General features: G+C 61.1%; 12 protein-coding genes. 11 read left to right on the top strand and 1 reads right to left on the bottom strand.

Annotated features, from left to right (window positions below):
- Positions 1-139 precede the first annotated feature (139 nt).
- Complete coding sequence (locus ACFFSY_RS07835; RefSeq protein WP_377492428.1) at positions 140-1,015, top strand: VanW family protein; 876 nt, start codon at positions 140-142, stop codon at positions 1,013-1,015.
- A 191-nt stretch (positions 1,016-1,206) separates the two neighbouring features.
- On the opposite strand, the gene ilvA is transcribed toward ACFFSY_RS07835, so the two are convergent.
- Positions 1,207-2,493 carry a threonine ammonia-lyase IlvA gene (gene ilvA, locus ACFFSY_RS07830; protein ID WP_377492425.1) on the bottom strand — a complete coding sequence of 429 codons (1,287 nt, stop codon included), beginning with the start codon at positions 2,491-2,493 and terminating at the stop codon, positions 1,207-1,209.
- Between the two features lie 604 nt (positions 2,494-3,097).
- On the opposite strand from ilvA, the gene ACFFSY_RS07825 reads away from it, so the two are divergent.
- The 10 genes from ACFFSY_RS07825 (at position 3,098) to ACFFSY_RS07780 (ending at position 15,749) form a co-directional block, all read left to right on the top strand.
- Positions 3,098-4,009 carry a hypothetical protein gene (locus tag ACFFSY_RS07825; RefSeq protein ID WP_377492422.1) on the top strand — a complete coding sequence of 304 codons (912 nt, stop codon included), beginning with the start codon at positions 3,098-3,100 and terminating at the stop codon, positions 4,007-4,009.
- 160 nt (positions 4,010-4,169) lie between these two features.
- On the top strand, positions 4,170-4,829 hold the full coding sequence (locus ACFFSY_RS07820) for a DUF2238 domain-containing protein (RefSeq protein WP_377492419.1): 660 nt from the start codon (positions 4,170-4,172) through the stop codon (positions 4,827-4,829).
- 73 nt (positions 4,830-4,902) lie between these two features.
- A complete protein-coding gene (locus ACFFSY_RS07815) occupies positions 4,903-6,117 on the top strand; it encodes a stalk domain-containing protein (RefSeq protein WP_377492416.1) in 1,215 nt (404 codons plus the stop codon).
- Positions 6,118-6,860: 743 nt separating this feature from the next.
- Entirely contained in the window at positions 6,861-8,651 is a 1,791-nt protein-coding gene (locus tag ACFFSY_RS07810; RefSeq protein WP_377492414.1) for an acyl-CoA dehydrogenase FadE, read from the top strand.
- Between the two features lie 423 nt (positions 8,652-9,074).
- Complete coding sequence (locus tag ACFFSY_RS07805) at positions 9,075-10,823, top strand: long-chain-fatty-acid--CoA ligase (protein ID WP_377492411.1); 1,749 nt, start codon at positions 9,075-9,077, stop codon at positions 10,821-10,823.
- Between the two features lie 54 nt (positions 10,824-10,877).
- Positions 10,878-11,312 carry a PaaI family thioesterase gene (locus ACFFSY_RS07800; protein ID WP_377492408.1) on the top strand — a complete coding sequence of 145 codons (435 nt, stop codon included), beginning with the start codon at positions 10,878-10,880 and terminating at the stop codon, positions 11,310-11,312.
- Between the two features lie 116 nt (positions 11,313-11,428).
- Entirely contained in the window at positions 11,429-11,626 is a 198-nt protein-coding gene (locus ACFFSY_RS07795) for a hypothetical protein (RefSeq protein WP_377492405.1), read from the top strand.
- A 230-nt stretch (positions 11,627-11,856) separates the two neighbouring features.
- Positions 11,857-12,045, top strand: a complete 189-nt coding sequence (locus ACFFSY_RS07790) for a hypothetical protein (RefSeq protein ID WP_148932235.1) — start codon at positions 11,857-11,859, stop codon at positions 12,043-12,045.
- Positions 12,046-12,133: 88 nt separating this feature from the next.
- Entirely contained in the window at positions 12,134-12,877 is a 744-nt protein-coding gene (gene map, locus ACFFSY_RS07785; RefSeq protein WP_377492402.1) for a type I methionyl aminopeptidase, read from the top strand.
- Between the two features lie 148 nt (positions 12,878-13,025).
- Entirely contained in the window at positions 13,026-15,749 is a 2,724-nt protein-coding gene (locus ACFFSY_RS07780; protein ID WP_377492399.1) for a CHASE3 domain-containing protein, read from the top strand.
- Positions 15,750-15,987: the final 238 nt, after the last annotated feature.

Below are 15,987 nucleotides of genomic sequence, written 5' to 3'. Positions count from 1 at the left end.
TAACCTAGGCAGCGGCGAATATACGCGCAATCGGGGATGACCGTAAACTTTTAGACTTTCTTTATTGCCGGGTGATGTGGATTGGAAATAAAATGGAATAGGGGAGATTGAACCGGATGATCGAGGAGGCGAATTCATCGTGCGTCTGCGGCGTTTGCGTATACCTGGCGATACGAAGCCAGTAAAGCGGTCTTCGCTGCGGCTGGCGGCGGGGAAGCGGTATTTTACATGGAAGAGGCGGCTGTATTGGTGGTTCGGGGGCGTGACCTTCGCCAAGCGGCGGGAGACGAGCCCGCTGCCGTACCCGGTGTTCCGCTACGACACGCCGACGCTCAGGAAGCTGAAGGACGTGGAGATGTGGATGCAGCATAATAAGGAGATCAATCTCGCGCTTGCGGTGCGGCGGTTAAGCGGCATCGTGATCCGTCCCGGGGAGACGCTCTCTTATTGGCGGACGATCGGCAAGCCGACGAAGCGTAAAGGGTACATGCCCGGCATGGTGCTGTTCTACGGCGGCTTCAAGGCGGGCGTAGGCGGCGGACTCTGTCAGCTGTCGAATCTCATCTACTGGATGACGCTGCACTCGCCGCTGACGGTTGTGGAGCGGCACCGGCACAGCTATGACGTCTTCCCGGATGCAGGGCGAACGCAGCCATTCGGCAGCGGGGCGACATGCGCCTATAATTACTTGGATCTGATGATCCGCAATGACACGGAAGCCGATTATCAACTGGTGTTGGAGCTTCGGGAGCATCGGTTATACGGGGAATGGCGATCGGCGGCGGCATCGGTCTTACGGTACGAGATCTACGAACGCGAGCACCGGATCACGCAGGCGTATTGGGGCGGATACGAGCGCAGCAACCAGATCGGCCGGCGGACATGGAACGCGGCAGACGAGCTGGTCGCCGACGAGCTGGTCGCGGAGAACCGCGCGCTCATGATGTACGCGCCGCTGCTGAAGGCGGAGGGGGAGAATGACGTGAACCTATCGCATAAAGGCGGGGCGAGCTGAGTAGTGGGCGAGTTATGGCTGAGCGCCGCTGCAGATGCTCGCTTCGTCTCCAGTGTGCGGAGTAGCGGGCTGTACGCCACTATGGACGCTCGCTCGCGAGTCGTCGCACTGCGAGCGCACGATACACCAAAAAGGCGCGCATTCGTCCTGTCAGGAGGAATGCGCGCCTATGCGTTGGCCGCCTTGTCGTACTAGATGAGCAGATTAAAGAGCAGCGGGTCTTTGTTCAGCTCGAGGAACTGGTACCCTTTCGCGTTCATGCGCGCTACCAGCGGCTCGTAGTCCTGGCGGTGCTTCAGCTCGATGCCGACGAGCGCCGGGCCGTTGTCTTTGTTGTGCTTCTTCGTATATTCGAAACGGGCGATATCGTCGTCCGGGCCGAGCACCTCGTCGAGGAATTCGCGCAGGGCGCCGGCCCGCTGCGGGAAGTTCAGCATGAAGTAATGCTTCAGCCCTTCGTAGACGAGCGAACGCTCCTTGATCTCCTGCATCCGGTCGACGTCGTTGTTGCCGCCGGAGATGACGCAGACGACCGTCTTGCCCGCGATCTGCTCGCGGTACAGGTCGAGCGCGGCGACGGTAAGCGCGCCGGCCGGCTCGGCCACGATCGCGTTCTCGTTGTACAGGTCGAGCAGCGCGGTGCACGCTTTGCCCTCCGGCACGACGACGATGTCGTCGAGCAGCTCTTGGCACATGCGGAAGGTCAGGTCGCCGACGCGCTTGACGGCCGCGCCGTCGACGAACTTGTCGATCGTCTCCAGCGGCTGGACGCTGCCCGCGGCGAGCGATACTTTCATCGATGGGGCGCCTTCCGGCTCGACGCCGATCAGCTTCGTCGACGGCGATACGGCCTTCACGTACGCGCCGACGCCTGCGGCCAGACCGCCGCCGCCGATCGTGACGAAGACGTAGTCCGGCATGGACTCGACCGCTTCCATGATCTCCTTGCCGATCGTGCCGTTGCCCGCGATGATCTTCGGATCGTCGAACGGATGAACGAACTCCATGTCGTATTTCTCGCTGGCCGCGATCGCCTGTGCATAAGCATCATCGAACGTATCGCCGGTCAGGATGATCTCCACGTCGGGGCCGCCGAAGAACGCCACCTGATTCACTTTTTGGCGAGGCGTCGTGCTCGGCATGTAGATTTTGCCGGGGATGCCCAGCGTCTGGCACGAGTACGCGACTCCTTGTGCATGATTGCCGGCGCTGGCGCAGACGACGCCGCGCGCCAGCCGGTCGGCCGGGAGCGACTTCATTAGATGATAGGCGCCCCGCAGCTTGAAGGAGCGGACGACCTGCAAGTCTTCGCGCTTGAGCAGCACGTCGCAGCCGTATCTTGCCGAGAGCACCCGGTTATGCTGCAGGGGGGTGCGGACGACCGCGTCCTTCACGTGAATTTGCGCCTGGGCAATCTCAGCCATGCCGATCCGGCCATATTCCTCTTGCGGCTCGACGCCGCCTCGTTCCTTCTCCATCCCGATCGCCATCCTTCACTCTATCATTTTGGTAGGTCAAACAAATAAAAAAATCCCGCCCCTGATCAGGGACGAGATCTGCTCGCGTTACCACCCTTATTCATCTTCCCGTGCCTAAGCCCGGACGAAGATGCGCTCTGCCGCGTACCAACATACGCGCTCCGTGTAACGGCGGATACCGTCCAAGCTTACTTCGCGATTCTGCGTAGGCAGGGAAGGCGGTTCGGCAAGGCTTCTCAGGGAGGATGCGAAGGATGAGCGATTCATCCGCGTCCGGCGGCAAACATCGGCTTTCAGCACATGGCCGATTCTCTGGGGATTGCCTGCGACGGACGTGCGTGTTCCCGTCTTGGAATGTCGTTATCATTTGAATAGTTTTGTTATACTCCCGCCTGTTGCGAAAGTCAAGGGGTGTTTCTTGCGACAGGCGCAAGGGGATAAGAGGCGACTAGGTTTCCGAAGGAGGCATCTCGGTAGAGGAGACGACGGCGACGGGCCAGATTCGAACGGGCCGCTTCTGCGGCGGGGGGACTGGGGTAAAACAGGGGTAAGGGCGACGATTCATAAGCCGAAGGATCGTTTTGTACCCTAAGGAGGGATTGCGATGGCGGTTCGCGAAGCGATGGACAGGCCGATGCAGATCCGGGGCGTCATGACCGAGGAGATCAAACTCGTCGGGTTCCGGGGCATCGAGGCTCATGAGACGGAACAGCTGCTATTCGGGCAGCTGAGGGAGCGAGGAGGCGAGATCCCGCACGTGCTGGGGACGGAGGAGTATCTCGTCACGTTAAGCGACGGACGGGTCGCGGCGAGACGGGTGTCGGCGTTCGGCGAATTGCCGCCGGGCATGATTCCGTTCACGCTTCATCCCGCGGAGCATCTTGTCTTCCGTTTCGAGGAGCGGCATATCCCGGCGTTTTGGCGTTATTTTAGCGAAATGGCGCACCGGGCGGCGTACAATCTGGATTTCGAACAACCGCGGTACGAAGTGTTCACGGACGCGCTTCAGCCTCGGGGCATGACGGCAATCTACGTGCCGGTCCAGGCGCGCGAGGTTCAGGTGGTGGCGCGCGGCGAAATGCTGCTGGCGGGCATTCGGATTCCGGCCGAGAACCGGGAGACGGCGGCTTTCCTGGACTGGGCGCAAGGCGAAGGCGCGGCGCGGCTTGCGCGCATGACGGGCAAAGATGGGGCGGACGGTTGGATTCGGCTCTTCACGCCGGCAGCCGGACCGACAGGCGCCGACGAGGAGGGCTGGCTGTGCGCGGAGATCGACCGGGACATCGACGCGCCGGAGGCGGAAGCGCTCTACGCGATTCCGGCACAATCGTATGCGGTCACGGAGCATCGGGGACCGGCATCCGCGGCGGATTTTACGTATGCGCTGCTTCGCGATTGGGTCGCGGCGCATGGGTACGAGCGCATGGGACGTTTTCACCGGCTGGAGATGTACGAGACGATCGATTTCGAAGCCGGGTTAGCGCGAGCGTGCGTATACGAGCCGATCACGGTTTGAGCGTGGGAATGCCGGAGGATGAGGGGATTGAGGGGGAGCCGGTGGCGAGGGCAGCACGCGGGGCATGATAAGTTGCAATAGAGAAGCGCGGTCGGGTGCCCGGCTCGAACCGGGGGCGACGGCGAAGAGGATCAACTAGAGAGAATCGGGGGGCGTTCAGATGTCTAGAGTTTCGCAACATAACGAGGATGCGTCTGCGGCGGCATGGAGAGTAAAGCATTTCCGCGAGAATCGAACGCTCCATATAGCGCTGGTCGTTTTCGCGCTGTTCTGGCTGTGGATGGGCTATGATCCCTACCGCAAATTCAACTGGTGGCTGGAAAATCTGCTGACCCTGCTCGCGGCGGCGGGACTGATCGCGACGGGGCGGTGGTTCGTATGGAGCAATACATCGTACCTGCTTATCATCGCTTTCATCGCGTTACATACGGTGGGGGCTCATTATTCGTATAACGAAACGCCGCTGGATCGCTGGCTTAACGCGTTGTTTGCGTTCGAGCGGAATAATTACGACCGAATCGTCCATTGCGCTTTTGGTCTGCTGATCGCCTATCCGGTCTATGAGTTGCTGCGGCGGGTTGCCGGCGTACGGCATGGCTGGTCCTGCGTGCTGGTCCCTTGCGTCATTTTGGCGTTCGGCGCGTTCTACGAGCTTATCGAGATGTGGGTGACGTTCATCCTCGATCCCGAGCGCGGGGCGCTGTTTCTCGGCTCGCAAGGCGATCCGTGGGATGCGCATCACGACATGGAAGTGGCCCTATACGGCGCCATAATCGCCATGCTCGCAACCGCCTTGACAAGGGGTAAAAAGCACCATTGACGGTCAGCCCCTCCATCCGTTAATCTAGCATCGATTGAGCGCTAGACTATATTGACTATTAGGAGCTGTTCCCTTGAAATCTTCCCTGATGAAGCGTAGTTCCGCACTATTGGTAGGCGCCGCATTGACCCTGTCGTTCGCCCAGCCGGGCATGGCCGCGCAGACGACTGCGCAGAAGCCGATCAAAGTCGTCCTCGCCGGCGAGGAGCTGACGATGAAGGTTGCGCCCGTGGTGCAGTCGAACACGGTGTACGTCGAGTTCCGCACGTTGTTCCAAGCGCTCGGCTACGAGGTCGGCTATGACGCGAAGACGAAGAAAATCGTCGGCGAATCCGATTCGGCGCGCATACAGATGCAAATTGGCACGACGAACACGCTCGTGAACGGCAAGGCGCCCCAAACCGCGGTGAAACCGATTGCGGTTAACGGCAGCACGCTCGTGCCGCTGCGCTTCATCGGCGAGGCTTCCGGGCTGGACGTGACTTGGAATAATAAAACGCGGGTCGTGGAGTTGAACTACCCGGTGCCGACGGAGACGGAATACGCGGCGCTGACCGAACTGCTCGGGAAGCTGGAGACGGCGACAAGCAACGAAGACAAAGCGGGTTACTTGGCACTCTTCGCCGCAAATTCCCCGCAGCTGGCCGAATTAAAGGCGCAGTTCGAGGCGGACGCGGGCAAAGACGAGGTTCGCACGGATACGGTATTCGATGACATCGAGCTGCTTGCGTTCGACCGCAAGACGGCGGTGTTGTCCGTGGAAGCGACCACGACCAAAGAAGCGGGCGAGAAGCGTTTCTATTTAGATGAGAATAATCTGCTGACGATTACGGCCGTGAAGCAGGCGGACGGTTCCTGGAAAATCTCCGACCTGACGGTGGACGACACCACGTATCCGGGCGCCGAAGACGCGGTTAAGCAGAAGCCGGCCGTGCCGGACGCGGACAAGGCGGCGATCCTCGCCGTGCTTGAGGCGAACGTGAAGGCGTTGAACGACGAGAACGTCGAGGCGCTGGCGGCGACGTACGATCTGACGACGGACGAGAAAGCCGGATTCATCGATTATTATAAGGACTTCTTCGCGGATTACGACGACACGTTCTCGCATGACGCGATCAACATTTTCGTCTACGAAGAAGGCGTGGCGCACGTCTCGTTCATCGAGCACGAGCAGGGCGAAGACGCCCACTACAGCACGCACTATATTTACACGATCGAGAAATCGGCCGATGGCAAATGGCTGATCAACCCGGACGTGAAGATCATCAATTCCGAGGAACAGGAATAAGTGATCGCAAGCGCAGCCCCGTGAGGGCTGCGTTTTTTTGTGGTGAATGAGGGGGAAGGTGGCGGCTGGACAGGCGCTAAAAAGGGGGGCGTGCCGGGGAAGGGTAGACTGTATAGGGGCTAGCGATAGTGCGGGGGACGTGAACTGGGGGCCGATGGGAGGCGGTGGTGAGGCGATAGTCACTTGTAGGCCGCTAACCGGTGTAGCAGATGAGGGATGAAAACGGTATTATGACAACGTCAATTTCAATCTCCCATAAAACTAGTACGCAAATAGTGGCATGGAACCGACTATTAAGCAGTCGGCGAGGAAGTGAACACCAAATAGTGGTGTGGGACCGACTACTGAGCAGTCGATAAGGAAATCGACCCTAATAGTGGCATGGAACCGACTATTGCGTCAGAGTCAAAGTTCGCTTGCGCCAATAGTGGGCGCAAGCTCGTTATGGAGTGCCGCCAAGCGACGATCGACTCTATTTGTCGCTGACGAGTGGCATCATGCCTGCGCAGCCGGCATAGATATAAATACTTAACGATTTTTTGTAAGCGCTTACCGCTTGTCCGGACTTCCCTTCATCCCGAATGTGCGGTCATGCAAAAACCTTCGTGCAGAGTTGGTGCGACGGGGCAATGCGGGGCGTTAGGAGGCGGTAAGCGCCGGGAAAGTGGAAGTTGGAAATGCGGAAAGCGAAAATGCGGAAAGCGGAAATGTGGAAATGCGGAAATGCAGAAAGGGGCATCCGTATGGCAAACAACGGTACGAACCGATGGGGCGGCCGCTTCGTGGTCGACGATATGCCGCCGGAACTGACGACGACGCCGGAGGACTTGACGGAAGAGCAGCTGGCGTACGGGAAGACGGCCGCCGCTTTCGCGGCCGGCGAAGCGGCCCAAGGCCCAGACCCTGCGATGTTCGACGCGGCGGCGACGAAGGCGAGCCTGCAGGCAGCCGGCGGTCTCGGTCTGCTCGGCGCGGATGTGCCGGCGGCCTTCGGCGGGCTTGGCCTAGATTGGGCAAGCTCGACGCTGCTCGCGGAGAGGCTTGCGGCGGCGGGGTCGATCGGCCTCACGATGAATGCGCACGCCGGTATTGGCACGCTGCCGATCGTGCTGTTCGGCACGGAGGAGCAGAAGGCGAGGTATTTGCCGGATCTTGCGGTCGGCAGGCGGATCGCGGCGTATGCGCTGACCGAGCCGGGGGCGGGATCGGACGCGCTGCGGCTGAAGACGACGGCGAGGCTGTCGCCGGACGGCGCGTTCTACGCGCTCCGGGGGACCAAGCAGTTCGTCAGCAATGCGGGGGTCGCCGACGTGTTCGTCGTGTTCGCGAAAGTGGATGGGGATTATATCACGGCCTTCATCGTCGAGCGGGGGATGAAGGGGTTCGAGATCGGGCCGGAAGAGCGCAAAATGGGGATCAACGGGACATCGACATGCACGCTGCACTTCGACGATACGCCCGTTCCGGCGGAGAATGTGCTGGGGGAGGCGGGCTACGGGCATGCGATCGCCTTTAACGTGCTCAATATCGGGCGATTCAAATTGGCGGCGCACTGCGTGGGCGGAGCGAAGGAAGCGTTGGCGGTTTCGGTCCGTTATGCCGCCAAGCGCAAGCAGTTCGGCCGGACGCTGTCCGCGTTCCCGCTTATCGGAGCGAAGCTAGCGGATATGAACATCGCGGCCTACGTGATGGAAAGCATGGCGTACCGGACGGCCGGGCGGCTTGAAGATACGCTGCGGGAGATGCGCGATGGGCAGGCGGAGGCGAATGGCGGGTGGGAAGCCGTCTCTTCGATGCTGGAGGAGTATGCGATCGAATGCGCGGCTAACAAAATATTCGCCACGGAAGCGCTCGATCGGATCGTCGACGAATGCCTTCAGATTCACGGCGGATACGGGTACATGCAGGGCAGCGCAGTCGAGCAAATGTATCGGGATGCACGAGTCCATCGGATCGTAGAAGGCACCAACGAGATCAACCGGCTGCTGATCCCGACCGCCTTGATGAAGAAAGCGCTCCGCGGGGAGCTGCCGCTGCTCCGCAAGGCGCGCGCCCTCCAGCATAAGCTGCACCAGCCGATGCCGCTCCCGGCTTTCAGTGAACCGCTGGCCAAGGAGACATACCGGATCGGTCAAGCGAAAACCGCGTTTCTGGCGGTAGGCGGGCTGGCGGTCCAAAAGTACGGGCTGGGGCTGGAGCAGCAGCAGGAGGTCATGTGCGCGCTCGCGGACATGATGATTCAGATTTACGCGATGGAGAGCGCCAACCTGCGCGCGCGCAAAAGGCTCCTCAGCCCAGAGAACGCGGCCAAGTCGCAGCTGGCTGCCGAGATGACGGCCGTCTTCGTGCAGGAGGCGATGGACCGCATCGACGTCGAGGCGAAGCGGTTGTTGGCCGCGTTGGAGAGCGGCGACGCGCTGCAAGGGCAGCTGGGGATTTTGCGCAAATTGATGCGGGCGCCGCTCACCGACACAATCGGTTTAAAGCGCGGCATTGCGGCTGCGGCGATCCGCACGGGAGGCTATATCTGCTAGCGTTAGCAGAGCGCTTAGACCGGGTGTCTGTATGCTAATCCGGCAAGCTTGGCGTCTGCAGGCACCGTGAACGCGTCTACCGCTGGCCGGCGCCTGCCCGCACCGCGAACGCGCCTACCGACGCTGACCGGTGTCCGCGCGCACCGCGAACGCGCCTACCGACGCGGCCCGGTGTCTGCACGCATCGCGAACGCGCCTACCGACGCTGGCCGGCGCCTGCCACGCATCGCGAACGCGCCTACCGACGCGGCCCGGTGTCTGCTCGCACCGTGAACGTCCGGCATTTGCACGCAGCGCGATCAACGACCTTCGCACATTAGCTTCGCCAACGCTCACCCGGATGCGAACCGCGCATAGCGATGCAGCCCGCGCCGAACGCGGGCCGCCCGGCAAGCGACCTATCCTTTCAGGGGGGAATCGTCGATGGAGCAAGAGAGGGAGAAAGAGCGGCTATGGTACAGGCATTACCCGGTGGAGGTGCCCCATGAGGTCGAGATTCCGGACGATGCGGTCTACGAGCTGCTGATTCGCGCGGCGGCGAACTATCCGAATCATGACGCGCTCGATTTCTTCGGCAAGCGGACGACGTACGCCAAGCTGTACGCGGACGCCCGCCGATTCGCGGCGGGGCTGCAGGCAGCGGGCGTGGTCAAGGGGGACAGGGTGGCGATTATGCTGCCGAACTGTCCGCAGGCCGTCGCCGGTTATTTCGGCGCGCTGCTCGCGGGGGCGATCGTCGTCATGACGAATCCGCTGTACGTCGAGCGGGAGCTCGTCCATCAATTGCGGGACAGCGGCGCCACGGCGATTCTGACGCTCGATCTGTTGTATCCGCGGTTGGCCGCGGCTCGCGGGGCAGACCCCGCGCGCGGGCCGCTTCCCGGGCTTACGCGCGTGATCGTCGCCACGATGCAGGAGGCGCTCCCTTTCCCCAAGAACCTGCTCTTCCCGCTGACGCAGCGCGGGACGAAGCGGGCGCCGATTCCATACGGAAGCCTTGGGGTGATCGCCTATGCCCGGTTCTTGGCCGCGTCGGCCGAGGACCCGAAGCCGGTCGCAACGGACGCCGCCCGGGACGTCGCGCTTCTACAATACACCGGCGGAACGACCGGCCTGCCGAAAGGCGTCATGCTGACGCACCGCAATCTGATCGCGAACGCCTTGCAGACGTCGGCCTGGTGCTACCGGATGCGGGATGGGAAGGAGCGGTTCCTCGCCGCGCTCCCCCTGTTTCATGTGTTCGGATTGACGGTATTAATGAATCAAGCGGTTCTGCGCGGAGGACTGCTTATTTTGCTGCCGCGGTTCGAGCCGACGGCCGTTCTGAAAGCGATTCACAAGAACCGGGCGACGCTCTTCCCAGGCGCGCCGACGATGTACATCGCGATCATGAACGCGGCGAAACTGCATAAATATGATTTATCGTCGATTGAAGCCTGCGTCAGCGGCGCGGCGGCGCTTCCGCTGGATGTGCAGCAGCAGTTCGAGGCGATCACGGGCGGCAAGCTTACCGAGGGCTACGGAATGACCGAGTCTTCGCCGGTCACGCACGCGAATCCGCTGTGGGGCAAGCGCAAGACCGGATCGATCGGAGTGCCCCTTCCGAATACGGAAGCGAGGCTCGTCGATCCGGAGACCGGCGAGGACCAGCCATCCGGCGCCGTTGGCGAACTGCTCGTTCGTGGCCCCCAGGTCATGCTGGGTTACTGGAACAACCCGGAGGCGACCGCTGCCGCGCTGCAGGACGGATGGCTTCATACGGGCGATCTGGCGGTGATGGACGAGGAAGGCTACTTCGCCATCGTCGGCAGGCAGAAGGATGTCATCATTGCCGGCGGATTCAATATTTATCCCCGCGAAATCGAAGAGGTGCTCCACGAGCATCCGGCGATCAGGGAAGCGGCGGTCATCGGCGTCCAGGACCCGTACCGCGGCGAGAGCGTCAAGGCGTTCGTCGTGACGGTCCAAGGCGCGTCCGTCACCGCGGAGGAGCTGAACCGCTGGTGCAGAGAACGGCTCGCATCGTTCAAAGTCCCCCATCAGTACGAGTTCCGCACGTCGCTGCCGATGTCGATGATCGGCAAAGTGCTGCACCGCAAGCTGTACGAAGAAGAGGCGGCGAAGAGCGGACCGCAGCCGGGCGAAGAAACGAGCGAACGGCCGCCCGACTAGCCGCAGGTCACTATGCGCCTGGACCAATGCCGATACGAGCGAGGAGGAGTGCAGATGAGCGAGCGCCAGGAGTTCGGGCAGCGGGGTCATCCATCCAAGGGCGTATTTCGCCAGGTTGCGCCGGAGGGCGTCGATTTCGGCGGGGGCCTCCGCTGCGGTCTGATCCGCGCGGAGACGGGCCGGGCCGGGCTATGTCTTGCGATCGGTCCCGAGCACTTGAACCTGTATGGCATCGTGCACGGCGGCGTGCTCGCGACGTTCATGGACAACACGATGGGGATGGCGGCGATGCTGGCTTGTCCGGGGGAGAAGGTCGTCACGGCACAGCTGAACATCCACTATCTGCAAAGCGTATCCGGCGGCGTATTGACCTGCCAGGCAGGGCTGATTCACCGGGCGGGCAGGACGCTGACGCTCGAAGGTCATATTTACGCCGAAGATGGACAGCGCCTCGCCTGGGGCGGGGCATCGTTTCGAAAAGTAACGTAATCATTACAATGTTACAATTTTGTAGCGGCCTGGACACCACATTGAAAGCGTTCTCCCTTTCCCCTATACTTAGCCTATAACTGGAAAAACGGGCAGGGCGAAAGGGGAGCAAGATAATGGTTCATCCATGGGTCACGACGATGGTCATCGCATTCGGCATTCTGGTAGCCATTATCGGCGTCATTGCGTATTTGCGCATGTATAAGAACAGCGCTTGGTCGCCCACCGGAAGCAAGCATGCCGCCAAGCAAGCAACCGCGGCGTCCGCAGCGGAGGAGGAAGTCCCCGGTGCGGCAAATAACGACAAAATGTGAGTTTCAAGGAAAATATAGGCCGTGTTCGCTTTTCAACTGCTAATTATAAATGTTATAATTAACTGACTAATGAGAATAGTCGTTCGTTTGATGCTAACAGCATGAAGTCGCCTAATTCAGTCGGCATGTTCTTTCTTTAGAGGTACCTAAGCGGTTCGCGCTTAACTCCGTCAGATTGCTCTTCGTACTTGGATTGTTAGGACCGCCATCCGATGCTAGGAGGGGATTTCATGGCGAAACGAAGCCATAATGAAGTCAAGGAAAGCCTTAAGGAACTGACGAGAATTTTTCAACCGAAGGACTCACGCAAATTCGTACGCGATTATATCCGCAAATACCGCATCACCGGAGGATACGAGGACGAGCTGACCATGCTGGTCGACCACGAGATGGGCCGTCTGAAATCCTCGGTCAGTTAAATACGCATAGGCAAAGCCTTGTCCGCTTTTATGGGACGAGGCTTTTTTATTATCCGCGCGCACCGGTGACAAGCAGGAGGGGAAGCGGATGGGAGAATTGAAGACGGCGGCGGAGATCGCCCGAATTCGCAAGGCGGGCGCGATTGTCGCATCGTGTCATAAGGAGATCAACAAGCGGCTGGCGCCGGGCGTCACGACGGCCGAGATCGACGCGTTCGCCGAAGCGTACATGGTCCGGCACGGCGCAAGGCCCGCCCAGAAAGGCTACAAAGGCTACCGGTATGCCACGTGCGCCTCGGTGAATGACGTCTGCTGCCATGGCGTGCCGACGAACAAGCCGCTGCGAAGCGGCGACATCGTCACGATCGACATGGTGGCGGAGTTGGACGGTTGGATGGCCGATTCCGCCTGGACGTACGCGGTGGGCGTCCCTTCGGCTGAGGCGGCCCGTCTGATGCAAGCGACGAAGCAAGCGCTCATGGCGGGCATTGCGGCAGCCGTTCCGGGGAATCGGGTGGGCGACATCGGCTTCGCGGCGGGCACGGCGGCCGAGCGGGCTGGCCTTGCGGTCGTCGAGAGCTTCGTCGGACACGGCATTGGCAGATACATGCACGAACAGCCGCAGGTGGCGCATCGCGCGCGACCCGGTACAGGCAAGAAGCTGCGCGCCGGTATGGTGCTCACCGTCGAGCCGATTCTGACGCTGGGCTCGCCATATATTCGGCTCGATGCGGACGGCTGGACCGCGCGTAGTTTCGACGGCAAGTGGTCGGCCCAATATGAACATACAATCGCGATCACGGAGCAGGGACCCGTCATATTGACCGAATAGTGTCGCTTCCGCGCGCGAAAGTCTCCACCCCCTTGGCCCTTATGCAGCGAGCCAAGTATTCACGTCCCCGACATAGCACCCTGTCCTGTCATCGTTTATAATCATGGATGAATGTTTTACCACTACAAGAGACGGGCAGGGAGTGGAGATGCAAAGTCGTTTGCGCTTCGGCATTCGCGCGAAAATTTTGACCGGCTATTTGGCCATCATTCTATGTTTGCTTGCATCTATCGTTGTATTGGGCGACCGGCTAAATACGCAGCAAGAGGAAGTCTCATTTATTACCGTGCACGATTTCTCGATTCAGGACCTGACGAACCGGATCGAGAAGGCGATGCTGGATATGGAGACGGGGCAGCGCGGCTTCGTTATCACCGGCAAACCGAGTTACCTGGTTCCTTATGATGACGGACATGCGGGCTGGGAGAGGGACTATCACGAGTTGTACGACTTGACGAAGGACGATCCGGCGCAGCAGCGGCGGCTGGACTCGATCGCTGCTTCGATCCGGAAGTGGATCGAGACGGCCGGCGATCCGATCGTCGCGCTGAAGAAGGAGGGCCGCGACGACCAGGTGGCCCTCTTCTTCCAGCGGGATGCGGGCAAGGCGCTATTCGACGAAGTGCGCAAGAAGTTGGAAGACTTCCGTCTTGTCGAACGGCAGTTGTCCGAAGCGCGCATTGCTCAGCTGGAGGAGCAGAGCCGCACGCTGCGCTTGGTGCTGCTGCTGGCCATCGGTTTGACCGTCTGCGTCGCGGTAACTATCGGGCTGTATATCGCCGGCTCAATTACTCGGACGATCCGGGACGTGAAAGAGGCGATCGAGGAGATCGCGGTATCCAGCAGCGCGGGGAGACGCCGCATCGTCGTGGATACCCGGGACGAGATTCGCGATCTTGGCGAAGCGACGAACCGGCTGTTGGAGAGCAAGGAACGCGAGGCGTGGCTGCAGACGACGCAGACGGAGATTGTCAGCGCCCATCAAGGGATAACGGACATGGAGCGGCTTGGTCATTCCTTCCTGGGCATGATGGTTCGCCAAATGGGCGCCGATTGCGGTGTGTTGTACTATCGAAGCGATGATCGCAAGCGGCGGCGGCTTGAGCGCCTGGCGGCCTTCGCGGTCAGCGGGGAAGCGGACGCGGCGGCATCCTACCGGTTCGGCGAAGGGCTAGTCGGCCAATGCGCGGTCGAGCAGCGGGTCTTGGAGCTGAAGGAAGCGCCGCCGTCTTACTTGCGGATTGCCTCCGCGCTCGGGGGAGCGGATCCGCAGCACGTGCTGGTCGCGCCCATCGTCTTCGAAGGCGAGACGGTCGCCGTGCTGGAGCTGGCCGCCTTCCGTCCGTTCGCGGACACGGAGCGGGCGCTGCTCTGCAAAGTCGTTCAGACGTTCGGCACGACGATGAACAGCGTGGAGAGCCGCGATCGCATCGAGCGGCTGCTGCGCGAGTCGCAGACGATGATGGAAGAGCTGCAGACGCAGCAGGAGGAGCTTCGCGCCACGAACGAGCAGCTCGAAGACCGCACCCGGTTCGCGGAGGAGAAATCGCGGGAGCTGTCGCGCACCCAGGTCGAGCTTGAGAATTACGCATCAGAGCTGAAGCGGAGCTCGCAGTACAAATCCGAATTTCTCGCCAATATGTCGCACGAGCTGCGCACGCCGCTGAACAGCATGCTTATTCTGTCCCAAATGCTGGCGGAGAACGCGCATGGCACGCTGCTGCCGGAAGAGCAAGATTACGCCCGCGTCATCCACGAGGCGGGAGGCGACCTGCTGCTCTTGATCAACGATATTCTCGATTTGTCGAAGGTGGAAGCCGGCAAGCTGGACATCCATATCGACGAGGTGGACACGACGGAGCTGCCGTTCGTGATGGAGCATCATTTCCGCCCGCTGGCAGAGAAGAAAGGGCTTGCCTTCTCCGTGGAGCGGGACCCGGCCATACCGGACATTATTTATAGCGATGGACTGCGCGTTCATCAGATCATCAAGAACTTATTATCCAATGCGATCAAATTCACGGAGCAGGGCACCGTGCGCCTAACGCTGCGGCCGTTCGACCCGGTGCTCGACGAGGCGGCGGCCAGGCACGTCCCAGGAGGCGCGGCGATCGTCGTCGCGGTATCCGATACGGGAATCGGCATTCCCGCCCCGATGCACGAAGCGGTCTTCGATCCGTTCCGTCAAGCGGATGGCACGACGAACCGCAAATACGGCGGCACCGGTCTTGGCCTGTCGATCTCCCGGGAGCTATCAAAGCTGCTTCGCGGCCATATCACGCTGGATAGCGTCGAGGGGAGCGGCTCGACGTTCACGTTATTTTTGCCCTCTTTGACAGAGGGCGCGGTTGGAGGCGCGGGAATGGCAAATGTCGCGTTCCGGCACATGAGTGGCGTGGGCGGCGATGCGAAGCAGGCAAGGGGCGAGCGTAGGGTTAGCGAAGCAGAGGCAGCCGCGGCCGCGGCGGAGCGGCCCATGGAGGCGGCGCGCGGGCAGTTCGCCGGGCGCAGCGTGCTCATCGTCGACGACGACGTCCGCAACGTCTTCGCGCTGACGAGCGCGCTGGAGAAGATCGGCTTCACGGTCATCGCCGCCCACGACGGGCAGGAGAGCCTCGAGCTGCTCCGGCGGGAGACGTACGTCGATCTCGTCCTTATGGATATCATGATGCCGGTCATGGACGGCTATGAAGCGATGCGGGCGATCCGCTCGCAGCCGCGGTACGCGCGGCTGCCGATCATCGCGCTGACGGCGAAGGCGATGAAGCAGGACCGCGAGCAGTGTTTGGCGGCTGGCGCATCCGACTACATCAGCAAGCCGATCGATATAGCTCAGCTGCTCTCGCTCATTCAAGTATGGCTGGTCAAGTAGGCAGGAAAGTAGCCGGAAGGAAGTCCGCGTCCCCCGCGAGAGGGCGCGGGCTTTTTCTCGCGCGCGGCGCGGCGGAGAAGGCCATCCCCGAAGGTGTCATCGCCGGAACACCCAGCGCCGATTGCGCGCACCTGGAATAAAGCGGTTTGTAACGGCCGCGCCTTTCGGTATAATGGGGCATGACCGAATGAGAGACGGCGGCGCGCCTGTCGTCTCTCGTTCTTGTTATCCATGCTAT

Origin of the sequence: Paenibacillus aurantiacus, from assembly GCF_042431225.1 — a bacterium.
Classification (GTDB): Bacteria; Bacillota; Bacilli; order Paenibacillales; family Paenibacillaceae; genus Paenibacillus_Z; species Paenibacillus_Z aurantiacus.
Note: the sequence above shows the minus strand (reverse complement) of the source record. Positions and strands in the feature narration are given on the sequence as shown.